The organism is Streptomyces sp. NPDC053542, from assembly GCF_044544685.1.
In the GTDB taxonomy this organism is placed as follows: Bacteria; Actinomycetota; Actinomycetes; order Streptomycetales; family Streptomycetaceae; genus Streptomyces.
In genome coordinates this window covers 552,943-574,650 of record NZ_JBITXL010000005.1, presented here as the reverse complement: position 1 = coordinate 574,650, position 21,708 = coordinate 552,943, and the positions used below count along the sequence as shown (strand labels likewise).

The 21,708-nt window shown below is 70.9% G+C and carries 21 protein-coding genes; 4 read left to right on the top strand and 17 right to left on the bottom strand.

Annotated features, from left to right (window positions below):
* The first annotated feature begins 90 nt into the window (after positions 1-90).
* Positions 91-1,209: an alpha/beta hydrolase gene (locus ACIGXO_RS17540; RefSeq protein WP_399786922.1), complete on the top strand. Its 1,119-nt coding sequence runs from the start codon at positions 91-93 to the stop codon at positions 1,207-1,209.
* A gap of 138 nt (positions 1,210-1,347) precedes the next feature.
* Here the strand turns inward: ACIGXO_RS17540 and folE are convergent, their stop codons facing one another.
* The 6 genes from folE to dacB form a co-directional block, all read right to left on the bottom strand.
* Positions 1,348-1,953 (bottom strand): GTP cyclohydrolase I FolE, encoded by a 606-nt coding sequence (folE, locus tag ACIGXO_RS17535; protein WP_399786919.1) that lies wholly within the window; start codon positions 1,951-1,953, stop codon positions 1,348-1,350.
* Between the two features lie 117 nt (positions 1,954-2,070).
* Positions 2,071-4,086: an ATP-dependent zinc metalloprotease FtsH gene (gene ftsH, locus ACIGXO_RS17530; RefSeq protein WP_399786916.1), complete on the bottom strand. Its 2,016-nt coding sequence runs from the start codon at positions 4,084-4,086 to the stop codon at positions 2,071-2,073.
* Positions 4,087-4,356: 270 nt separating this feature from the next.
* Positions 4,357-4,896 (bottom strand): hypoxanthine phosphoribosyltransferase, encoded by a 540-nt coding sequence (gene hpt, locus ACIGXO_RS17525; protein ID WP_031058519.1) that lies wholly within the window; start codon positions 4,894-4,896, stop codon positions 4,357-4,359.
* Between the two features lie 87 nt (positions 4,897-4,983).
* Entirely contained in the window at positions 4,984-5,997 is a 1,014-nt protein-coding gene (gene tilS / locus ACIGXO_RS17520) for a tRNA lysidine(34) synthetase TilS (protein ID WP_399786912.1), read from the bottom strand.
* Between the two features lie 257 nt (positions 5,998-6,254).
* Positions 6,255-7,406: a zinc-dependent metalloprotease gene (locus ACIGXO_RS17515; RefSeq protein WP_399786909.1), complete on the bottom strand. Its 1,152-nt coding sequence runs from the start codon at positions 7,404-7,406 to the stop codon at positions 6,255-6,257.
* A 97-nt stretch (positions 7,407-7,503) separates the two neighbouring features.
* Positions 7,504-9,102 (bottom strand): D-alanyl-D-alanine carboxypeptidase/D-alanyl-D-alanine-endopeptidase, encoded by a 1,599-nt coding sequence (gene dacB / locus ACIGXO_RS17510; protein WP_399786906.1) that lies wholly within the window; start codon positions 9,100-9,102, stop codon positions 7,504-7,506.
* 87 nt (positions 9,103-9,189) lie between these two features.
* On the opposite strand from dacB, the gene ACIGXO_RS17505 reads away from it, so the two are divergent.
* On the top strand, positions 9,190-9,684 hold the full coding sequence (locus tag ACIGXO_RS17505; protein WP_030260327.1) for an inorganic diphosphatase: 495 nt from the start codon (positions 9,190-9,192) through the stop codon (positions 9,682-9,684).
* A gap of 133 nt (positions 9,685-9,817) precedes the next feature.
* Here the strand turns inward: ACIGXO_RS17505 and ACIGXO_RS17500 are convergent, their stop codons facing one another.
* From ACIGXO_RS17500 to ACIGXO_RS17490, 3 genes are all read right to left on the bottom strand, one after another.
* Positions 9,818-11,509 carry a threonine/serine exporter ThrE family protein gene (locus tag ACIGXO_RS17500; RefSeq protein WP_399786904.1) on the bottom strand — a complete coding sequence of 564 codons (1,692 nt, stop codon included), beginning with the start codon at positions 11,507-11,509 and terminating at the stop codon, positions 9,818-9,820.
* A 220-nt stretch (positions 11,510-11,729) separates the two neighbouring features.
* Entirely contained in the window at positions 11,730-13,025 is a 1,296-nt protein-coding gene (locus ACIGXO_RS17495) for a VTT domain-containing protein (RefSeq protein ID WP_399786901.1), read from the bottom strand.
* 141 nt (positions 13,026-13,166) lie between these two features.
* The gene (locus tag ACIGXO_RS17490; RefSeq protein WP_399786898.1) at positions 13,167-13,925 is read right to left on the bottom strand and encodes a MerR family transcriptional regulator; all 759 of its coding nucleotides are present in this window, start codon (positions 13,923-13,925) and stop codon (positions 13,167-13,169) included.
* Between the two features lie 115 nt (positions 13,926-14,040).
* Here ACIGXO_RS17490 and leuE point away from each other — a divergent pair, with 115 nt between their 5' ends.
* Complete coding sequence (gene leuE / locus ACIGXO_RS17485; protein ID WP_399786895.1) at positions 14,041-14,712, top strand: leucine efflux protein LeuE; 672 nt, start codon at positions 14,041-14,043, stop codon at positions 14,710-14,712.
* Between the two features lie 18 nt (positions 14,713-14,730).
* Here leuE and ACIGXO_RS17480 read toward each other — a convergent pair whose 3' ends face one another.
* The 4 genes from ACIGXO_RS17480 to ACIGXO_RS17465 form a co-directional block, all read right to left on the bottom strand.
* Complete coding sequence (locus ACIGXO_RS17480) at positions 14,731-15,363, bottom strand: PadR family transcriptional regulator (protein ID WP_399786892.1); 633 nt, start codon at positions 15,361-15,363, stop codon at positions 14,731-14,733.
* 45 nt (positions 15,364-15,408) lie between these two features.
* Positions 15,409-15,990, bottom strand: coding sequence for a DinB family protein (locus tag ACIGXO_RS17475; protein ID WP_399786889.1), 582 nt, complete (start codon positions 15,988-15,990; stop codon positions 15,409-15,411).
* A gap of 135 nt (positions 15,991-16,125) precedes the next feature.
* Positions 16,126-17,583, bottom strand: a complete 1,458-nt coding sequence (locus ACIGXO_RS17470) for an aldehyde dehydrogenase family protein (RefSeq protein ID WP_399786886.1) — start codon at positions 17,581-17,583, stop codon at positions 16,126-16,128.
* A 64-nt stretch (positions 17,584-17,647) separates the two neighbouring features.
* Positions 17,648-18,511: a helix-turn-helix transcriptional regulator gene (locus ACIGXO_RS17465; RefSeq protein WP_030260299.1), complete on the bottom strand. Its 864-nt coding sequence runs from the start codon at positions 18,509-18,511 to the stop codon at positions 17,648-17,650.
* A 324-nt stretch (positions 18,512-18,835) separates the two neighbouring features.
* Here ACIGXO_RS17465 and ACIGXO_RS17460 point away from each other — a divergent pair, with 324 nt between their 5' ends.
* Complete coding sequence (locus ACIGXO_RS17460) at positions 18,836-19,384, top strand: ATP-binding protein (protein WP_399786883.1); 549 nt, start codon at positions 18,836-18,838, stop codon at positions 19,382-19,384.
* A gap of 121 nt (positions 19,385-19,505) precedes the next feature.
* Here ACIGXO_RS17460 and ACIGXO_RS17455 read toward each other — a convergent pair whose 3' ends face one another.
* The 4 genes from ACIGXO_RS17455 to ACIGXO_RS17440 form a co-directional block, all read right to left on the bottom strand.
* Positions 19,506-19,745 (bottom strand): DUF397 domain-containing protein, encoded by a 240-nt coding sequence (locus tag ACIGXO_RS17455; protein ID WP_030260294.1) that lies wholly within the window; start codon positions 19,743-19,745, stop codon positions 19,506-19,508.
* 182 nt (positions 19,746-19,927) lie between these two features.
* Entirely contained in the window at positions 19,928-20,164 is a 237-nt protein-coding gene (rpsR, locus tag ACIGXO_RS17450; protein WP_399786879.1) for a 30S ribosomal protein S18, read from the bottom strand.
* Between the two features lie 93 nt (positions 20,165-20,257).
* Positions 20,258-21,412, bottom strand: a complete 1,155-nt coding sequence (locus ACIGXO_RS17445) for a GTP-binding protein (RefSeq protein WP_399786876.1) — start codon at positions 21,410-21,412, stop codon at positions 20,258-20,260.
* The gene (locus ACIGXO_RS17440; RefSeq protein WP_030260289.1) at positions 21,412-21,702 is read right to left on the bottom strand and encodes a type B 50S ribosomal protein L31; all 291 of its coding nucleotides are present in this window, start codon (positions 21,700-21,702) and stop codon (positions 21,412-21,414) included. The genes ACIGXO_RS17445 and ACIGXO_RS17440 overlap by 1 nt, the downstream gene beginning before the upstream one ends.
* Positions 21,703-21,708 lie beyond the last annotated feature (6 nt).

The window sequence follows — 21,708 nt, the reverse complement described above, 5'->3', positions numbered from 1 at the left end:
ACGCGGACAATTCGCGCTGTAGGACGGCACTTCAGGGCCCGGGGTTCCCTCAGACGACCGGACCGGCCGGCCGCCCGGCAGGAAGTGGACATGGACCTCACCAGTAAGACCGTGCTGGCGCTCACCGTGCTGGTAGCGGTGGCCCTCTTCGCCTCCACCGTGCTGCTGTGGCCACGCCTCGCAGACCGTACCTGGCGTGCGGTGACAGGCCGAATCGGCCTGCTGCTGGCGACCCAGTTGTCCCTCTTCGCCTCGATCGGCCTCATCGTCAACAACGCCTTCGGCTTCTACGCGTCCTGGGCCGACCTCTTCGGCCAGGAACACCAGACCGGTGTCGTGGTCGACCACACGACCGGCCCGGGCGGCACCGACCTGAAACGGCAGGGTGTGGAGCGGACCGGGCTGCCGCACGACAAGCGGCGCGCCGACGTCGCCGGCCGGCTGGACAAGGTCCTGATACGGGGCGAGGCCACCGGCATCACCAGCCCCGCGTACGTCTACCTGCCGCCGGAGTACTTCCAGCCCCGCTACGCCCACCAGCGCTTTCCCGCGGCCGTGGTCCTCACCGGCTACCCGGGCACGGCCGAGGCGCTCTACACCAAGCTGCACTACCCGCAGACCGAGCGCCGGCTCGTCGCGAAGGGCCGGATGCGGCCGACCATCCTGGTCATGCTCCGCCCGACGGTCGCGCCGCCGCGCGACACGGAATGCATGGACATACCGGGCGGTCCACAGACCGAGACGTTCTTCACCAAGGAGCTGCGGGCGGACATCGCGGCGCACTACCGCACCGGCACGGCCGCCCGCAGCTGGGGCGTGATGGGCGACTCCACGGGCGGCTACTGCGCGCTGAAGATGACCATGCGCCACCCGGAGGCGTACTCGACGGCCGCCGCCCTCTCCGGCTACTACAAGGCCCCCCTGGACCCCACCACCGGCGACCTCTTCGCCGGCAACGCGCAGCTACAGCGCGAGAACGACCTGCTCTGGCGCCAGCGCCACCTGCCCCCGCCCCCGGTGAATCTCCTGGTCACCACCAGCCGCCAGGGCGAGTCGAACTACGCCGACACGATGCGCTTCATAGAGGGCACCAAGTCCCCCACCCGCATCTCCTCGATAGTCCTGCAAAGCGGCGGCCACAACTTCAACACCTGGCGCCGGGAGATCCCGGCGGCCCTGAGCTGGCTGGCAGGCCGCCTGAGCACGTGACCCGCACCGGCCTGTCTTTTCACCCACCACCGACGGGAGGGGACGGGCCGGAGCGGGTGGGGGTCCGGCACCGTAACGTCAAGCCCCGCGCAGCGGTATCGGCCCGCCGCAGGCGCAATGGCGCCGCACCCGGCAGACCTACCGAGCCAGAATCAGGCTCATCGCCTCGGCGCGGGTCGCCGCATCCCGCAGCTGCCCGCGCACAGCCGACGTAGTCGTCTTCGCGCCCGGCTTCCGTACGCCGCGCATCGTCATGCACATGTGCTCGCACTCGACCACGACGATCACGCCGCGCGGCTCCAGTATGTCCATGAGGGAGTCGGCGATCTGCGTGGTCAGCCGCTCCTGGACCTGGGGGCGGCGGGCGAAGACGTCCACCAGCCGGGCCAGCTTGGACAGCCCGGTGATCTTGCCGTCGGTGGACGGGATGTAGCCGACGTGCGCGACACCGACGAACGGCACCAGATGGTGCTCACAGGAGGACATCACCTCGATGTCCTTGACCAGCACCATCTCGTCATGACCGAGGTCGAAGGTCGTCGTGAGGACGTCCTCCGGCTTCTGCCAGAGGCCCCCGAATATTTCCCTGTACGCGCGCGCCACCCGCGCCGGCGTCTCGAGGAGGCCCTCACGGTCCGGGTCCTCGCCGACCGCGATCAAGAGTTCGCGCACGGCGTTCTCGGCGCGCTTCTCGTCGAACTCGCCGATCTTGCCTTCGCCGTCCAGCGTCACCGGGTCGGTCATCTCGTGCCTCGTTCCGTGTTTCACCCCGCTACGAACCGCGGAATGCCGCGTCCCCCAGGCTAGAACCTGGGGGACGCGGCATTCATTCCGGGGCCGCTGTGGCGAGCGGCCGACGGGTCACGCCTCGCTGCTGCCGGAGTCCTCCGGGAGCTCCACCTTCTCCGCGGAGACGGTGGGCGTCGCGGTGGCGGAGCCATTGGCCGCGGCCAGCTCCTTGGGCGCGAGCACCGGCGGGCGGGTGGAGGGCGTACGCCGCGAGGAGCCGGTCCACGCGGGGCGGGACGGGCGCTTCACGATGTGCTTGAAGATCTCGGCGATCTCCTCCTTGCCCAGGGTCTCCTTCTCCAGGAGGGCCAGGACCAGGTTGTCGAGGACGTCGCGGTTCTCGACGAGGATCTCCCACGCCTCGTTGTGCGCGGTCTCGATCAGCTTCTTGACCTCCTCGTCCACCAGGGCCGCGACCTCTTCCGAGTAGTCGCGCTGGTGGGACATCTCGCGGCCCAGGAAGGGCTCGGAGTTGTCGGAGCCGAACTTGATCGCGCCGAGCCGCTCGGTCATGCCGTACTGCGTGACCATCGCGCGGGCCGTGGCGGTCGCCTTCTCGATGTCGTTCGCGGCGCCCGTCGTCGGGTCGTGGAAGACCAGCTCCTCCGCCGCGCGGCCGCCCAGCATGTATGCCAGCTGGTCGAGCATCTCGTTGCGCGTGGTGGAGTACTTGTCCTCGTCCGGGAGCACCATCGTGTAGCCGAGCGCGCGGCCGCGGGACAGGATCGTGATCTTGTGGACCGGGTCGGAGTTCGGTGAGGCCGCCGCGACCAGGGCGTGTCCGCCCTCGTGGTACGCGGTGATCTTCTTTTCCTTGTCCGACATGATCCGGGTCCGCTTCTGCGGTCCCGCCACGACCCGGTCGATCGCCTCGTCCAGGAAGTGGTTGTCGATCAGCTTCTTGTCGCTGCGGGCGGTGAGCAGCGCGGCCTCGTTGAGGACGTTGCTCAGGTCCGCGCCGGTGAAGCCGGGCGTACGGCGGGCGACGGCGCTGAGGTCGACGTCGGGCGCGACCGGCTTGCCCTTCTGGTGGACCTTGAGGATCTCCAGACGGCCCTGCATGTCCGGGCGGTCGACCGCGATCTGCCGGTCGAAGCGGCCGGGGCGCAGCAGCGCCGGGTCCAGGATGTCCGGCCGGTTCGTGGCGGCGATCAGGATGACGCCGCCCTTCACGTCGAAGCCGTCCATCTCGACGAGGAGCTGGTTCAGCGTCTGCTCGCGCTCGTCGTGACCGCCGCCCAGGCCCGCACCGCGGTGCCGGCCGACGGCGTCGATCTCGTCGACGAAGACGATCGCCGGGGCGTTCGCCTTGGCCTGCTCGAAGAGGTCACGGACGCGCGAGGCGCCGACACCCACGAACATCTCGACGAAGTCGGAGCCGGAGATCGAGTAGAAGGGCACGCCCGCCTCGCCCGCGACGGCGCGCGCGAGGAGCGTCTTGCCCGTACCGGGCGGGCCGTACAGCAGTACGCCCTTGGGAATCTTGGCGCCCACGGCCTGGAACTTCGCCGGCTCCTGCAGGAACTCCTTGATCTCATGGAGCTCCTCGACCGCCTCGTCCGACCCTGCGACGTCCGAGAACGTCGTCTTGGGGGTGTCCTTGGTGATGAGCTTGGCCTTGGACTTGCCGAAGTTCATGACCCGGGAGCCGCCGCCCTGCATCTGATTCATCAGGAACAGGAACACGACGACGATCAGGACGAACGGCAGCAGCGAGAGCAGCATGCCCACGAAGGGGCTCTGCTTCTGCGGCGAGACGGTGTAACCGTCCTTGATGTCGCCCGTCTGGTACTTGGACTGCAGGGTCTTGGCCAGGTCCACGCCCTGGTCGCCGATGTAACTCGACTGGATCTTGTCGGAACCCTCGACCTTGTTGCCGCCGGAGAGCTCGACCTTGATCTTCATCTCGTCGCCGGTCGTCAGCTCGGCGGACTTCACCTTGTTGTCCGTGATCGCCTTGACGACCTGACCGGTGTCCACCGTCTTGTAGCCGCCGGACGAACTGACGACCTGCATCAACACGACCACGGCGAGGACGGCCAGCACGATCCACATGACCGGCCCACGGAAGTATCGCTTCACGTCCATCCATACGGAGCCCTAAAGGCCCCGTCCCTCCTGCCACAGTGAGGCACTCCAGCCCTCGGGGAGGTCTGGTCGTGCGTACGGTGTATTACTGGCCCGAAAAAGACTGACCTTCGGACGGTACCCCAGCATTGTCACCCGACGCCGCTGCCCGTGGGGAACAATGCGACTTGGATTCCGCCCTCCCTGCTCCAACGGCGGGAGACCGCTGAGGGTTCCCGCCGTCCGGCAAGAGGCACTTTCCAGGCCCTGTCCGGCACCGCCGAAGCGGCGTCAGCCGCCGTAGACGTGCGGCGCGAGCGTGCCGACGAACGGCAGGTTGCGGTACTTCTCGGCGAAGTCCAGGCCGTACCCCACGACGAATTCGTTGGGGATGTCGAAGCCGATCCACTTCACGTCGATGTCGACCTTGGCCGCTTCCGGCTTGCGCAGCAGCGTGCAGACCTCCAGCGAGGCCGGCTCGCGCGAGCCGAGGTTCGACAGCAGCCAGGACAGCGTCAGGCCGGAGTCGATGATGTCCTCGACGATCAGGACGTGCTTGCCCTTGATGTCGGTGTCCAGGTCCTTGAGGATGCGGACCACGCCGGAGGACTGGGTGCCCGCGCCGTACGACGACACGGCCATCCAGTCCATCGTGACGGGGGTGGACAGCGCACGTGCCAGGTCCGCCATCACCATCACGGCGCCCTTCAGGACGCCGACGATGAGCAGCTCCTTGCCCGCGTACTCCGCGTCGATCTTCGCGGCCAGCTCGGCCAGCTTCGCGTCGATCTCTTCTTTGGTGATGAGCACCGACTGAAGGTCGGAACCCATGTCCTTGTCGTCCACCCGTGCCACTTTCGCTCGGTTCGGTGTCATAAGACCGTCATCGACTCGGCCGTCCCGGCGGTCCCGCTCGGCTCAGCCCTGCCGGATGACCAGTTTGCCACCCTGCCGTCGCACACCCACCAGCCCGGGGAGGTCGATGGCTCCCTGGCCGCGCCAGGCGGTGATCAGCCGGTCGACCTCCTCGATGTGCCGGGCGAAGAGCGAACCCGCAGGTGAGCCCGCACGCAGCAGGGCCCGGCGGAGCACTCGGCGGCGTACCGCCGGAGGGAGTGCGTACAGCGCGGCCACGTCCAGCGCACCGGTGGCATCGGCCACACCGCGCTCGGCCTCGACGGCCCAGGAGTCCAGTGCGTCGGCGTCGTCGCGGGAGAGCTGCGCCGTACGGGCGAGAGCCTCGACGACGCCCTTGCCGAGCGCCTTCTCCAGGGCCGGCAGACCCTCGTGGCGGAGCCGGGAACGGGTGTACGAGGGGTCGGTGTTGTGCGGGTCGTCCCAGACGGGCAGCGACTGGATCAGGCACGCCTTGCGGGCGGTCTGCCGGTCGATCTCGAGGAAGGGGCGGCGGTAGCGGCCGTCGGTGCCGGAGACGGCGGCCATGCCGGACAGCGAGCGGGTGCCGGAGCCGCGGGCGAGGCCGAGGAGCACGGTCTCGGCCTGGTCGTCGCGGGTGTGGCCGAGGAGGACCGCGTCGGCGCCGTGCCGCCGGGCGGCGTCGTCCAGCGCGGCGTACCGGGCGTCGCGGGCGGCGGCTTCGGGTCCGCCGTCCCTGCCGACCTCGACGGCGACGGCCTCGGCCGGGTCCAGGCGGAGCGACTGCATACGGAGGACGACCTCGGCGGCCCGGGTGTCGGAGCCGTCCTGGAGGCCGTGGTCGATCGTGACGCCGCCGGCGCGGACGCCGAGGCGCGGGGCTTCGAAGGCGAGGGCCGAGGCGAGCGCCATGGAGTCGGCGCCGCCGGAGCAGGCGGCGAGCACGAGGGGCGGCGGGGCCTCGGGGCCGGACCGCCGGTTGTGGGACGTGAGGACGTCGTGGAGTACGCGGCGGACCGCCAGGCGTATTGCGGCGACCGCTGGATGGGGACCCATGTCCGTTTCCAATCGTTCAGCTGGGGGAGCCTCGGGCCGGGCGGCGGCTGCCGTCCGGCCCACCGGGAGCATCTCGGGGTCGAGCGCCGGGGGGATCGCCGGGCGATTCCCGGGGCGGTCACTCAGAGTGTCTCGATGGTGACAGAGATGAGCTGTTACCCGAGCATTGCACGCCTCTCCCCGGGCCACGGTCCCTCAGAAGGGTGATTGAGGGGGCGTTCTCCTGTCCTACGGCGCGTCCATGGCGCCCTGCCTTCCTAGGGCGCACCATCCGCCTTGCGGTGCACCCGCGCGACCCAGTCCGCCGGTTTGGCGATCTCCTGCTTGGTCGGGAGGGTGTTCGGCGAGGTCCATACGCGGTTGAAGCCGTCCATGCCGACCTCGTCGACGACGGCCCGTACGAAGCGCTCGCCGTCCCGGTACTGGCGCAGCTTGGCGTCCAGGCCCAGGAGCTTGCGCAGCGCCTGATCCAGGCGGCCCGCGCCGCTCGCCCGGCGCTGCTGGAACTTCTCGCGGATCTCCGTCACCGAGGGCACGACCTGCGGGCCGACGCCGTCCATGACGTAGTCGGCGTGCCCCTCCAGCAGGGACATCACGGCGGTCAGCCGGCCGAGGATCTCGCGCTGCGCCTTGGTCTGGACGAGGTCGACGAGGCTGCGGCCGCCGTCGTCCTCGCCGGCCTCGCCCTCGGGCTTGGCCCCGGTCAGCGACTGGGCGGCCTCCCGCAGCCGTTCGAGGAGCGTGCCGGGGTCGATCTCGGTCTCGCCGAGGAAGGACTGCACCTCGCCCTCGATGTGGTCGCGCAGCCAGGGCACCGCGGTGAACTGCGTGCGGTGCGTCTCTTCGTGCAGGCAGACCCAGAGCCGGAAGTCGTGCGGCGCCACCTCCAGCTCGCGCTCGACGTGGACGATGTTCGGCGCGACGAGCAGCAGCCGGCCGCCGCGGGAGCCCGCGGGCAGGTCCCGGGTGGGCGGCGCGAACGTCTCGTACTGGCCGAGCACGCGGGATGCCAGGAAGGACAGCAGCATGCCCAGCTCGACGCCGGTCACCTTGCCGCCGACCGCGCCTATCACCGCGCCGCCGGGGAGCGAGGAGCGGCGCTCCTGCATCTTCTCCAGCAGCGGCTTCAGTACGGCACGGAAGCCGGCGACGTTGGCGCGGATCCAGCCGGGCCGGTCGACGACCAGCACGGGGGTGTCGTGGGCCGCCGCGCCGCCCTCGCTCCCCGGTGGGGTCATGCGGGTGAACGTGCGCACGTGCTCCTCGGCGGCCTTCGCGTGCCTGCGCAGCTCGGCGACGACCGCGCGGGCCTCGTCGCGGCTCACCTCTGGGCCCGGCCGTACGAAGCGGGACGCGGTCGTCACCGCGAGATTCCAGTCGACCATCTCGGCACCACCGATGCTCGTCATGACTTCACGGTACGGGGCGCGCTCCCCTGGGGGTAGCCGACTTGGCGGTTCCTCGTCGTGGGGGTGCGGCCCGGCCGCCGGGTGCGGCTCCCCGGGCTCAGCGGCACCCGCAGTTCGCCACCGCCGAAGCGAGCCGGTCGAGGGAGCGCTGCGCCCCGAAGGGGTCGCTCGTGCCGTTGGTCATGAAGGCGAAGGTCAGCAGCCGGCCGTCGGCGTCGACGACGGTGCCGGCGAGGGTGTTCACGCCGGTGAGGGTGCCGGTCTTGGCGCGTACGGCACCGGCGCCCGCCCGCTCGTCGGCGTACCGGGCCTCCAGGGTGCCGGTGAAGCCGGCCACGGGGAGGCCGGTGAGGACCGGGCGGAGCTCCGGGTGATCGGGGGCCGCGGCGAGCAGCAGCACGTGGGACAGCAGGCCGGCGGAGACCCGGTCGTCGCGGTCCAGGCCGCTGCCGTCGTGGAAGACGGTCCGCGCCACAGGGAGGCGGAGCTGTTCGAGTGTGCGCTGTACTGCGCGGCCCCCGCCCTTGAAGGTCGTCGGCGCTCCGGTGGCCACGGCCGTCTGGCGGGCCAGCTGCTCGGCGATGTCGTTGTCGCTGTGCGTGAGCATCCGCTCGACGATGACCGAGAGCGGGAGGGAGCGGGCGGCGGCGAGCCGGGTGGCCGTGCGGCGGGCCTCGGCGTCCCGGGGCGTCCCGGTGACGGCGATGCCGTGGGCGCGCAGATCGTCGGCGAAGGCGCGGGCGGCCTCGGCGGACGGGTCGGCGGCGCGGGGCGCGGGGCCGTGGCTGCTGGAGTCCAGGCGGGCCTCGTCGGCGGTGAGGGCGGTGACGGGCGCGAGGTTCTCGTTCGGGCCGATCGGGTGCTGCGGCGACCCCTTGTAGAGCGAGTCGTCGTAACCGAGGGTGACCTTTTTCGTGCCGCGCTTCTTGAGGGCGCGCGCGGTGTCGGCGGCGAGGTCGCCGAGCGCGGCGGGGCGCTGCGCGGCCGGAGTGCCGGCCCTGGGCTTACGGGCGGTGAGGGCCGGGTCGCCGCCGCCGACCAGTACGACCCGTGGGGTGCCGTCCTTCGTGCGGCCGTCCTGCACGGCCTTCGTGGTGAAGCGGTGCTCGGGGCCGAGGGCGGTGAGGGCTGCCACGGCGGTGCCGAGCTTGATCGTGGAGGCGGGCGTCGCGGTCCGGCCCGGATGGCTGGCGAAGACCTCGCGGCCGGTGGCCACGTCCACGACCGAAGCGGTCCGTACGGGACCCAGCTCGGGCGCCTTCAGCAGGGGCGCCAGGGCGTCCGCGAGGCCGTTGCCGGTCGGGGGCGGGGCGCTGTCGCCGCCGCCCTTCACAGGGGCGCCCAGGGCCGCCAGGACGGGCGCGGCGCCGGGAGCCGAGGGTCCGTCGCCGTGACGCTCGCCACCTCGGCCGTCCCAGCGGGCCGCGCGGGCCCGTTCGGCCGTACGCTGGCCGGAGTCCCATGGACCGGCCGTCGCCACCGCACCGGCCGCGACCGCGAGACCGGCAACGGCGGAACCGGCTGTGACCTGCCACGTCCGTTTGCGCTGTACAGGAGTCCGCCGCCACCACTGGCGGGCGAAGAACCATTCGTCGGCCACGAACTGTGCGGCGCCCCGGCCGGCGCCGGCTGTCGCCCGTATGCAGGTACGGCACCGGCCGACCCACCTGACCTGCCACGACCTGGTCTCCGGCACCTTTGACCCAGCCCCTTTCGCCACCACACACCTGCGTGGGGGACACTTAATCACCAGACGTATGTGTTGATCATGGAGGAGCCACCCGTGGAGTTCGACGTCACCATCGAGATCCCGAAGGGTTCGCGGAACAAGTACGAGGTGGACCACGAGACCGGTCGGATCCGCCTGGACCGTCGACTCTTCACCTCGACCAGCTACCCGGCCGACTACGGCTTCGTCGAGAACACCCTCGGCGAGGACGGCGACCCGCTGGACGCGCTGGTCATCCTGGACGAGCCGACCTTCCCGGGTTGCCTCATCAAGTGCCGCGCCATCGGCATGTTCCGCATGACGGACGAGGCCGGCGGCGACGACAAGCTGCTGTGCGTCCCCGCCTCGGACCCGCGCGTGGAGCACCTGCGCGACATCCACCACGTGTCGGAGTTCGACCGCCTGGAGATCCAGCACTTCTTCGAGGTCTACAAGGACCTGGAGCCGGGCAAGTCGGTCGAGGGCGCGAACTGGGTCGGCCGCAGCGAGGCCGAGGCCGAGATCGAGGCTTCGTTCAAGCGCCTGGAGGCGCAGGGCGGCAAGCACTGAGCCTGGCGGCTCGGTTTTCCGACAGAGTCGGGCTGAGTGATACGTCGATGGGCGGGCACCTGCGGGTGTCCGCCCATCGACGTACAAGATGTCCTCAATCGCCGGACGGGCTGGAATTGCCGGACGGGCTGAACTAGAAGCCGCGGGTGCGCTTTGCTGCGCGGCGGGTGGCGGCTTCTTCGCCGCTGGGGGCCTTGATGAAGAGGCGGGCGACCTCGCCACCCAGGTTCACGCCCACCGCGATGGCCAGGGCCAGGGAGATGGCCTTGATCAGCGAGGAGACGCCGGAGTCCAGGTTGCCCTGGGCGAAGTTGAGCAGCGCGAAGTACGTCGCGCTACCGGGGAGCAGCGGGCCGATGGCCGCCGTGACGTACGGCAGCGCGGACGCGTAGCGGTACCGGGACAGCAGCTGGCCGAAGAGGCCGACCAGGCCGGCCGCGATCGTGGTGGCGACCACCGGGTGGATCCTGGCGTGGATGAGGGCGCCGTATATCACCCAGGCCACGCCGCCGTTGAAGGTCGCGAACAGCACGGTGTGACGTTCCTGCTGGAGCAGCACACAGAAGGACAGCGCCAGCAGCAGCGAGGCGATGATCTGGACCACCGGCTCGTCGAACGATCCGAAGCCCTCTTCCGGGTTCAGCGTGTGCGCGCTCAGCTGGACGCCGATGTACAGCACGCCGAGCACCCCGATGACGATGCCGACGATGAGGTAGCCGACCTCCAGCAGACGTGCGGCGGCGGTGATGTAGTAACCCGTCAGGCCGTCCTGTACGCCCGCCACCAGCGCCCGCCCCGGGATCAGCGCGAAGAGGCCACCGGTGATGACGGCCGACGCCTGCACGCCCGTCTCCGTCATGCTCAGCGCCACGCCCATCGCGGCGGGCGGCATCGCCGCCGCCACGAACTGGTAGAACTCCGGCAGTCCGCGTGCGGACGCCAGCCACGCCAGCCGGTCGCCGAGCATGGACCCTATGGCCGCCGCGACGAAGACCGTCAGGCCACCGCCGACCAGCATGCTCGCCGCGCCGGACAGCAGGCCGGACGCCACGGTGAGCGCCCAGCTGGGGTACGGGTGGCGGTTGCGCCGGATCTCGGCGAGGCCGCGGTACGCCTCCTCCAGGGTGATGCCGTCCGAGGTGATGTCGTCGACCAGCTGGAAGACCGCGGAGAGCCGGGTGTAGTCCACGCCGCGCCGGCGGACCGTGCGGCTGGCCGTCACCGGGTCGTCCACCAGCGAGGGCTGGTGCGAGATCGACAGCAGCGTGAACGTGACCGTGGGCTCGACCCGTTCCAGACCGTACGCGTGGGCGACGCCGAACATCGCCGCCTCGACGTCCTCGGCCCCCTCACCGCCGGCGAGCAGGATCTCGCCGATACGGAGCGTGAGGTCGAGCACGCGCGGCACGGCGGGCCCCGTATCGTCGGCGCGTTCGATCCGCTCCGGAGCCGGGCGCTCGGTGACCGGCATCCGCAGCATCGTGCGCATCCGGTCCTGCCAGGGGACGTCCTTGGTCAGGCTGACGACCGGTATGCCGTGCGGCGGGGTGAAGGCGGGCCAGCCGGCGGGCGTGGTGGGCAGCTGGTGGGTGCCCGTGGTGGAGCCCGTGGTGCCGCTCGACGTGCTGCCCGGGGGCGCGAAGGCGGACCCCTCCGGCTCGGCGGGCGCCTCGGCCCGCATTCCCTCCGGGAGGGCGAATTCCGAGGTGGGGTGCTCGTCCTCGTGCAGTGGGGGCTGGGGCACGCCGAGCGGCGGGGTGAACGCGCTCCGCGCTTCGTCCGATTGGGGTTTGCGGTCCTCGGGGGGTTCCGGGTCCGACGCCACTGCTCCTCGCTCCTCGTGCGCCTGCTGCGTCCGTCGTCAAAGCCACCATGCCTGATCACCGCCCCTGGCGCGCGGGGCGGGGGTTCGCAGGGTGGGAAATGGGGTGGGGGGTGAACCCGCCCTGGACGCCGCGAAGGCGCCCCTGGACCGCCCCGCTGCGATGCGGAACGGAAGGGACGCCCAAGGGCGGTGCGGTACGGGGTATGTGCTGCGCAGCCGGTCAGCGCTTGGCGTGGCGGCCGCGACGGCCCTCTCCCGGAGGCTGCTGGTGATCCTGGGGGTGCGGCTGCTGCGGCCCCTGCTGAGGGTGCTGCGGCTCTGAATGATACTGCTCCGGCCCGCCCTGCTGCTGCGCGGGACGGCCGTACGGAGCGGGCCCGGACTGCCCGCCGTACGGGGGCTGCTGGGGCTGCTGCGGCTGCTGTCCGTAGGGCGCCTGCGGAGGCCGCTGCGCGTCCTGCCGGCCGTACGGGGACTGCTGCGCCCGGGGCGCCTGCTGCTCACCGTAGGAGGATGCCTGCTGCCCGCCGTAGAGGTCCTGCGCTCCGCCGTAGGAGGCCGGATCCTGCCGCCCGTAAGGCGCCTGCTGCCCCTGCCCGTACGGGGCCTGCCCCTGGCCGTACGGACCCCGGTCCTGGCCGTACTGGGCCTGTCCGCGGCCGTACGGGGGCTCCTGGCGGCCGTACGGGGGCTGCTTCCCGCCGTACGGGGGCCGGCCCTGCTGCGCGCCGTACTGGGACGGCTCGTGCCCGCCGCCGTACGGGGCGCGCTCCTCGCCCTCGTACGGGACGCGCGGCATCGGCTGGGTGGCGTCCGTGTGACCGCCCTGCGGCAGGTTCTGCCCCGCAGCGCCCTCAGGACCCTCAGGGCCCTCAGCACCCTCGGCGGCCGCCTTCTTGCCCTTCTTGCGGCCGCGCAGGTACTCGATGACGATCGGCACGACCGAGATCAGCACGATCAGGACGAGGATGGCCTCGATGTTCTTGTGCACGAACTCGATGCCGCCCAGCGCCGCGCCGAGCAGCGTCACGCCCGCGCCCCACAGCGCGCCGCCGACGACGTTGAAGATGAGGAACGAGCGGTAGTTCATCCGGCTCACGCCCGCGATGATCGGCGTGAACGTCCGCACGATCGGCACGAAGCGGGCCAGGATCAGCGACTTCGGGCCGTGCTTCTCGAAGAACTCGTGGGCCTTCTCGACGTTCTCCTGCTTGAACAGCTTGGAGTCGGGCCGCTTGAACAGCGAGGGCCCGACCTTCCGCCCGAAGAGATAGCCCGCCTGGTCGCCCAGCACCGCCGCCAGCACCACCAGCAGACACACCAGCCACAGCGGCTTGTCCAGCTTCCCGGCCGTGACCAGCAGGCCGGTCGTGAACAGCAGGGAGTCGCCGGGCAGGAAGAAACCGATCAGCAGACCGGACTCCGCGAAGACGATGACCAGAACGCCGATCAGGCCGAAGGTGCTGATCAGATAGTCCGGGTCCAGCCACTGGGGGCCGAGCGCGAGAGTGTTCACGGTGGGCAGGGCTCCTGGGTCGAGGGCGCCGGATCGGTCGGTAGGCGGGAAGAGGGGTACAGGCGCAGTATGCGGCCCAAAGCTATCAACGCCTTGTGACGCCCCTTGGTTCCAGCTGTCCGGCCCGGCGCCCCGGGCCCCTCAGGAGTGACGGACCGCGTTCGCCAGCATCGCGTCCCGCATGTACACGGCCAGGCCCGGCCGGATGGCCTCGTACGTGGCGGTGAACCGCTCGTCCGCGACGTACATCTCGCCGAGGCAGGTGTGCATCTCGTACGAGCACTCGTAGTGGTGCCGGGAAATGAAGCTGCGGTGCTCCTCGGCCACGTCCATCGCCGCCTCGGAGCCGGCGGGCACGCCCTCTCCCAGCAGCTCACCCATCCGGCGGTGGATCGCGTCGAAGTCCGCCGTCAGCCGCTTCCAGTCCTCCTTGGTGTACGAGGCGGCGCGGCGCTGCGACTCCTTGTACGCCTCCGTGCCGCCCCAGCGCCGCTCGGTCTCCTCGGCGTACTGGTCCGGGTCGAAGTCCCCGAAGACCTCGAACTTCTCCTCGGGGGTCAGATTGATGCCCATGCTGCGTGCCTCCATCGCGGTCGCCACGGCCGCGGCCATCTTCTGGAGCTTCTCGATCCGGGCGGTCAGCAGATCGTGCTGCCTGCGCAGGTGTTCCTGCGGGTCCGCGTCCGGGTCGTCCAGAAGGGCCGCGACCTCGTCGAGCGGGAAGCCGAGCTCGCGGTAGAACAGGATGCGCTGCAGCCGGTCGAGGTCGGCGTCGTCGTAGCGCCGGTGGCCCGCGTGGCTGCGGGCGCTCGGCGAGAGGAGTCCGATCTCGTCGTAGTGGTGCAGGGTGCGCACCGTGACGCCGGCGAAGCCCGCGACCTGTCCCACGGAGTAACTCATGCGTCCGCTCCTTTCGGTACGCCCTTCACGGTGGCTCCTCACGTCGCGTGAGGTGCAAGTCCGCATAACGGAAGTCGGGTGAAGCGGCCGCCCGCGGGATGGCATCCTTTCCGCCATGCTGGGGATAACGGATCTTTCGACGTATCTTGCGGGTCTCGCGCTGATCATCCTGCTGCCGGGCCCGAACTCGCTGTACGTCGTCTCGGTCGCCGCGCGGCGCGGCCCGAAGGTGGCCTACCGGGCCGCCGCCGGCGTGCTGTGCGGCGACGCGGTACTGATGACGCTCTCGGCGGGCGGCGTGGCGTCGCTGCTGCAGGCCAGCCCGCTCGCCTTCGGCATCGTGAAGTTCGCGGGCGCGGGCTATCTGACCTGGCTGGCGGTCGGGATGCTGCGCGGCGCGGTGGCCATGTGGCGCGGCCGGGAGGCCCGTAAGGCCGAGAGGGACGGGGCGGACGCCTCGCCCGCGCGCCCCAAGGAGGAGACCGAGCGGCCGTACCGCCGCGCCCTCGTGGTCAGCCTGCTCAACCCGAAGGCGATCCTGTTCTTCATCTCCTTCTTCGTGCAGTTCGTCGATCCGCACTACGCGCACCAGGCGCTGTCCTTCCTGGCGCTCGGCGCGTGGGCCCAGCTGTTCAGCTTCACGTACCTGTCGATCCTGATCTTCAGCGGTACGTACCTGGCCGCGACCTTCCGCAAGCGGCGCCGCCTCACCGCGGGCCTGACCGCGGGCGCCGGCGCCGCCTTCCTGGGCTTCGCGGCGAAGCTGTCGATGGCCGGCACGAGCTGAGAACCCGCGGCTGAGCGGCTAACCCCGGAACGGCGGCTTGTCCGCGAACGGGTTCGGCGCGCCCTCGGGCAGTACGCCCACGAAGGGCGCGCCCTCGCCCGCGAAGACGTAGGCGCCCCCTTCGATGCGGGCGATCAAAGAGCGGGCCCACTCCGCTCCGGTGTCCGCCGCGTGCACCCACATGTTCATGATCTCGCCGATGTGGCCGAGCTGCTCCGGGCCGTCCTCGGGGACGTAGTGCCCGGTGACCTCGGCGCGCCACGCCTCCAGGGCCCGCACCCGCTCCCTCAGCAGGGCCACCGCCTCCTGGCGCGGCAGGTCGACCATGAAGCCGATACCGGCGCTCAGCACGTCCACCTTCTGGTCGTGCTGGGAGAGCGCGGCACGCAGCAGCGCGAAGTACTCCGCCTCCCCGGCGTCCGTCAGCTCGTACTCCGTGCGCGGCGGCCCGCCGGCCGTGCTCGGCGCCGTCTCGTGCGCGCGCAGCAGTCCCTGCTTCGCCATCTGCTTCAGCGCGTGGTAGATCGAGCCGGGCTTGGCGTTCGACCACTCATGCGCGCCCCAGTACTCGAGGTCGCTGCGTACTTGGTAGCCGTGGGTCCGGCCGTGCTGCCGCACGGCTCCCAGTACCAGCAGCCGGATCGCCGACATCGCCCGCGCTCTCCTCGTCCCCGGGTGACCTTGCCGGTCAGCACGCTACTGCCCGGCGGACTCCGGCCCCCGCACCGCCTCCTTCTCGCGCAGCGCCCGCTCCTCGTCCACCAGGGCGAAGGCCGTCGCGCCGTCCAGGGACTCGCGGATGATGTCGGCGTGGCCCGCGTGCCGGGCGGTCTCCTCGATCAGGTGCAGCACCAGCCAGCGCATGGACTGCCGGGCGTCCGGCGGGAACCACGGCGCCTCGGGGAGCGGAAAGGTGTCGTCCAGGCTCGGCACCGCGCGGATGAACTCCTCGGTCTCCCGCGCCACCTTGTCGTAGAAGGCGAGCATGCCGGCGACGGTCTCGCCCTCCGTCAGCCTGAAGCCCAGGTGCCAGGTGCTCTGGTCCCGCTCGATGGAGCTCGGCCGCTGCTTGGCCATGTCCAGCCAGTTCAGCTCGGTCTCGGCGACGTGCTTGAGCAGCCCGGAGAGGGACAGCTCGCTGGCGCTGGGGCAACTCGCGGCCGCCTCGTCGGTCAGCCCGAGCAGCGCGCGGCGGAGCCCGCCGCGCTGGGCCTCCAGGAAGGCCAGGAGCGCGCCGCGCTCGTCGCCGTGGGCCTCGGCAGGCACGTGAGTGGGCATGGCAGCCGCCTTTCGTCGCTTCGCGGTGGCCGGGGAGGGCTTCTCCCCGACACCGATGAAGCTACGGGCCCTTGCGGTCAGGTTCTGTCCGCAAGGGCCCGCCCGAAGGAAATCCGTCAGTACCCGTCAGTACCGTCAGAAAGGGAACGTCGTCCGCTCGTGCTGGATCGAGACCCACTTCTGGGTCGTGAACGCCTCCACCGTCGACTCGCCGTTCAGCCGCCCGACCCCGGACGCCTTCTCGCCGCCGAAGGCGACCAGCGGCTCGTCCTGGACCGTGCTGTCGTTGATGTGAATCATGCCGGTCTCGATCTCCCGGGCCACCCGCGCGCCGCGCTCCACGTTGCCGGTGTGCACCGCGCCGCTCAGGCCGTACGGGGAGTCGTTGGCGAGCCGGATCGCCTCCTCCTCGCCGTCGAACGCGCCGAGCAGCACCACGGGCCCGAAGATCTCCTGCCCGTACAGCGCGGAGCCGGCGGGCAGCCCCGAGAGCACCGTCGGCTCGACGAGATTGCCCTGCGTACGGCCGCGCACCAGGGGCGTGGCGCCCTCGGCGACCGCCCGCTCCACCAGCGCGGTCAGCGCCTCGGCCTGGAAGCTGTTGATGAGCGGCCCGATGTGGGTGTCCGGGTCCCGCGGGTCGCCGGTCTTCAGCTTCCTGACCCGGGCCACGAACTTCTCGGTGAACTCCGCCTCGACCTTGCGGTCCATCAGGACGCGGTTGGCCGCCATGCAGACCTGGCCCTGGTACACGAAGCGGCTGAAGACCGCGGCGTCGACCGCGTAGTCGATGTCCGCGTCGTCCAGGACGATCAGCGCGCTGTTGCCGCTCAGTTCGAGGATGGCGCGCTTGAAGTGGCCCGCGGTGACCGCCGCGACGTGCCGGCCGACCTTGTCCGAGCCGGTGAAGGAGATGACCCGGGGCACCGGGTGCTCTATCAGCGCGTCGCCGATCTCGGCGATGTCCGTGATCAGGACGTTCAGCAGGCCGGCCGGCAGGCCCGCGTCCTCGAAGATCTTGGCGATCAGGCCGCCGCCGACCACCGGGGTGTTCTGGTTGGGCTTGACGACCACGGCGTTACCGAGGGCCAGCGCGGGCGCCACGGACTTCAGCGTGACCAGGAACGGGAAGTTGTACGGGCTGATCACACCGATGACGCCGACCGGGAGCCGGTAGACGCGGTTCTCCTTGCCCTCCACCGGGGACGGCACTATGCGGCCCTCGGGGCGCAGCGCGAGCTGTACGGCCTCGCGCAGGAACTCCTGCGCGGTGCGCACTTCGTAGGCCGCTTTGACGCGGGTGCCGCCGAGCTCGACGACGATCGCCTCGATGATCTCGTCCTCGCGCTCCTGGACGATGCGCAGCGCGTTCTCGAATATCAGCCGGCGGCTGTACGGATTGGTGCGCGCCCACTCGCGCTGCGCGCGCTCGGCCGCCCGGTACGCCTCGTCGACCTGGTCCACGCCCGCGACCGTGACGGAGGCGAGTTTCTCCTGGTCGTACGGGTTGAAGTCGATGATGTCCCACGAGCCGCTGCCGACCCGCCACTCACCGTCGATGTACTGGTAGGCCAGGTCGGAGAAGAAGGACATGGTCGTTCCTACTCTGTGCGGGCGCCTGTGGGGTGGGCCGATCCGGCGTCATTCTACTGGCGGGTCACGTCAGTTGAAGGAGTCCACGGAGAAGATCCCGGGTGCGCGAGGGATCCAGGCTCTCCTCCTGGAGGCTGCTCATCACCCGCTCGTACTGGCCGACCTCCTCGGCCTTGTCCAGATACAGCGCGCTGGTGAGCTGCTCCAGATAGACGATGTCGGAGAGGTCGGACTCGGGGAAGCGCAGCATCGTGAAGGCGCCGCTCTCGCCCGCGTGGCCACCGAAGTTGAAGGGCACGACCTGCAGCCGCACGTTCGGGCGCTCCGAGATGTCGATCAGGTGCTGCAGCTGGCCGCGCATGACCGAGCGGTCGCCGTACGGGCGGCGCAGCGCGGCCTCGTCCAGTACGCAGTCGAACTGCGGCGCCCGTTCCGCGATCAGCAGCTTCTGGCGTTCCTGGCGCAGCGCGACGCGGCGGTCTATCTCGGCCGCGGGGGCGCCGCGCATGCCGCGGCTCACGACGGCGTGCGCGTACCCCTCCGTCTGCAGGAGCCCGTGCACGAACTGCACCTCGTAGGTGCGGATGTGCGAAGCGGCTCCTTCCAGTCCCACATATGTCTGGAACCAGCCGGGAAGTACATCGCCGTAACTGTGCCACCAGCCCGCCACGTTGGCCTCACGGGCCAGCCCGAGGAGGGAGTCGCGCTCGGCCTCGTCCCCGACGCCGTAGAGGGTGAGGAGGTCCGCCACGTCCCGCGCCTTGAAGCTCACCCGCCCCAGCTCCATACGGCTGATCTTCGATTCCGATGCGCGGATCGAGTAGCCGGCCGCCTCACGTGTTATCCCGCGGGACTCTCGCAGCCTCCGCAGCTGCGACCCCAGCAGGATGCGCCGCACCACAGATCCGCTCGACTCACTTGCGGTCACAACTTCGACCCTCCCGTGACCCACCCCGTCCAACAATGAGCGGCAGTCTGCCACGTTCGGGCTCCGTTGCGTGCTCAACCGGTTACGGAGATGGGCCAGTTCTCGCGGCTTCGGTAAAGCCGGGCACAAGAGTGCGTAGGAAGAATTACGCCTCTATGCCCACGGCCATACACAAAGTGGGCACGTGCACGTGCATCTGCCCTTGCATCTGCCGTACGCATTCGGAACCATGGAGGTCGCACACATGCACGCTCGTGAAAGACCCGCGAGATCTGGGCACACCCGTCTGGATCGTGACGTCCGCGAACGCCAGGAGTGCCTCGCATGGGGACCAAGGTTTCGGCCATGCTCGCGCCGTTATGGCAGGGGCTTCCGCCAGTCGACCCCGCAGCCATTTCCGGCTCCGTCACCTGGACCCTGCAGCCGCAGTACGAATCGGTGCGCGGCGCACGGCAGTTCACCCGCGAGACACTGCAGCGCTGGAACATGGACGAGCTCTTCGACAGCGTCGCGCTGGTCGTCTCCGAGCTCGTCACCAATGCGCTGCGGCACGCGGCGCCGGGGCGGGAGGACGCGCCGGACGGTCGCGCCTACGGGGCCGCCGACGGCACCCCGCCGAGACTCCACCTGATCCGCTGGGCGGGCCGGCTGGTCTGCGCGGTGCGGGACGGCAGCGACGCCTCGCCGGTCGAGGGCGAGGCGGACTTCTCCGCGGAGTCCGGGCGCGGGCTCTACCTGGTGGACTCCTTCAGCGACAGCTGGGGCTGGCACCGCCTGGAGGACGTCCCGCACGGCAAGGTCGTCTGGGCGCTCTTCCAGCTGCCGCAGGTACCGGCCCAGGCCACGGCCGCCTCGCGGGCCCAGGCGAGCTGACCGCTCCGCACCAGTACCGGATCGGCGCCCTCTCGGGCACCGTGCGTGCACGTGCATATTCGCATGCGCGTGCGATCCGCCGAGGGCGCCGGCCGCGGCCGCGCCCCGCAGGCCCCGCGGGTCAGTCCCGAATCAGGTGGTCGAACTCGCCGTCCTTGATGCCGAGCAGCATCGATTCGATCTCTGCCGGCGTGTAGACGAGCGCCGGCCCGTCGGGGAAGCGGGAGTTGCGCACCGCCACGTCGCCGCCGGGCAGCTTCGCGAACTCCACGCACGTACCGTTGGAGTTGCTGTGCCGGCTCTTCTGCCACACCACTCCGTCGAGATCCGATGCGGCCATGCCGTTGTACGCGTGGGGCACTGGTCTCTCCCGGTGAGGAATGGCATCAACTGCCCGGGATCATAACTCTGTTCATATGCCAATGCTCGGGCAGATGCACGTGCACGACAGCCTGTGGCCAGCCCGTCACAGGTCGTCGGGCCGCGTTCCGTCCGTCGAGCGCCTTCCCCTCCCGCCCCTCCCCCATGCCCGGCGGCGCACGGTCAGCGGGAGGCGTACGGCAGCAGCGCCATCTCCCGGGCGTTCTTGATCGCCGCGGCGATCTGCCGCTGCTGCTGCGCAGAAACCCTGGTGATGCGGCGGCTGCGGATCTTCCCGCGGTCGGAGAGGAACTTCCGCAGCAGGTCGGTGTCCTTGTAGTCGACGTAGGTGATCCCCGCCGCGTCGAGCGGGTTGGGGCGCGGCGCGGTCTTCTTGCGGGGGTCGGGACGACGGGGCATGGCAGGGGTTTCCTCACAGGATCGGGCCATCGAAGACGGCCGAGAATTGATGTAGATGCAGGACACACGCGTATCGCGGTTGGCGGACGCCGCCTACGGCACCGGGTCGAGCAGTTCGTCGAACGCGGTGGACAGCTGCCGCCAGTACTCCCGGCCGCGCGCGTACTCCGCGTCGGTGAGCAGGCAGGACTCCAGCAGCGCCGTCAGCCCCTCCCGGTCCAGGCCGGGCGAGGTGAACACCAGGTGCTGCGCCCGGTCACCGTGCTCGGGGTCCCAGTCCAGCGCGGCGGCGGCCCGGCGCATCGGCGGCACCATCTCCCAGGCGGCGTCCGGCAGCGAGGCCAGCCACGGCCCGGTGTTCTCCACGCAGAGCGCGCCGCCCGCCGCGTCCCAGGACAGCAGCGTGTCCGGGCGGTCGGCCAGCCAGAAGCGGCCCCGGCTGCGCGCGGCGGCACAGCACAGGTCCTCCAGCGCGGCATGCAGCCGGCCCGGATGGAACGGCCGCGTGCGGTGCCACACGAGGGTGGCGACGTCCGCCTCGTCGGCCTCCTGCGGCAGCAGTGCGCAGGCGGGGTGCTGGCGCGCTGCGGCGGCCGCGACGTCGAAGCCCGCCACCGCGGCGGCAGCCAGCTCCGGCGACTCCACCGCGATGCGCTGCGCCGTGGGGTGCAGCTGGTTCAGCAGCGCCAGGTCGGCCTCGTCGCCCGGCTCCTCACCGGGCGCGAGCACCAGCGCCGAGGGGTACTCCAGCTGGCGCGCCCAGGTGTCCGCGACGGTCCGCTGGTCGGAGGCGGCGGCCGCGAGGCCCGCCTCGGCGAGGTCGTCGCCGCAGCCCAGGTAGGGCAGCAACAGGGCCGGGTCGACGGCCGTCATGACGCCGGTCAGCGCGAGCGACTCGCCGCCGCAGGAGTCGATCACCTCGGCCATCGCCTTGGGCTCGACCGAGTCCCACAGCTCCACGACGGCCAGCCGGCAGGTCCGGCCGTCCGCCAGCCGCTCCAGCTCGGGCACCAGGTCCTCGCGCAGCGCGCAGCACGCGCAGTCGTTGACCAGCGGCGCCTCACCGCTGTCCAGCAGGCCCGTGCCGTCCCGCACGGTGCGCTGCACAACGCCGTCGGCGGCGGTGGCGAGGTCGTGGTGGAGGGCGACGCTGCCCGGGACGGTCCGCAGCAGCTGCTCGACGGCGGCCCGGCGGGCCTCCGCGTGCAGCCCGCCGACGATCACCACGGAGAGCCGGTCGCGGTCCATCAGCGGTCCCCGCGCTCACCGTCGGCCGCGCGCCGCCCGCCGGGCGTCCGCTTGCCGAACCGGCGCTCGAAGCGCTCCACGCGCCCCGCGGTGTCCAGTACGCGCGCCGTGCCCGTGTAGAAGGGGTGGCTCGCCGAGGAGATCTCCACGTCGATCACCGGGTACGTGTTCCCGTCCTCCCACTCGACCGTCTTCTCGCTGGTGGCGGTCGACCTGGTGAGGAAGGCGAAGTCGGCGGCCCGGTCGCGGAAGACGACGGGCCCGTAGGCGGGGTGGATTCCAGGCTTCATGACGCT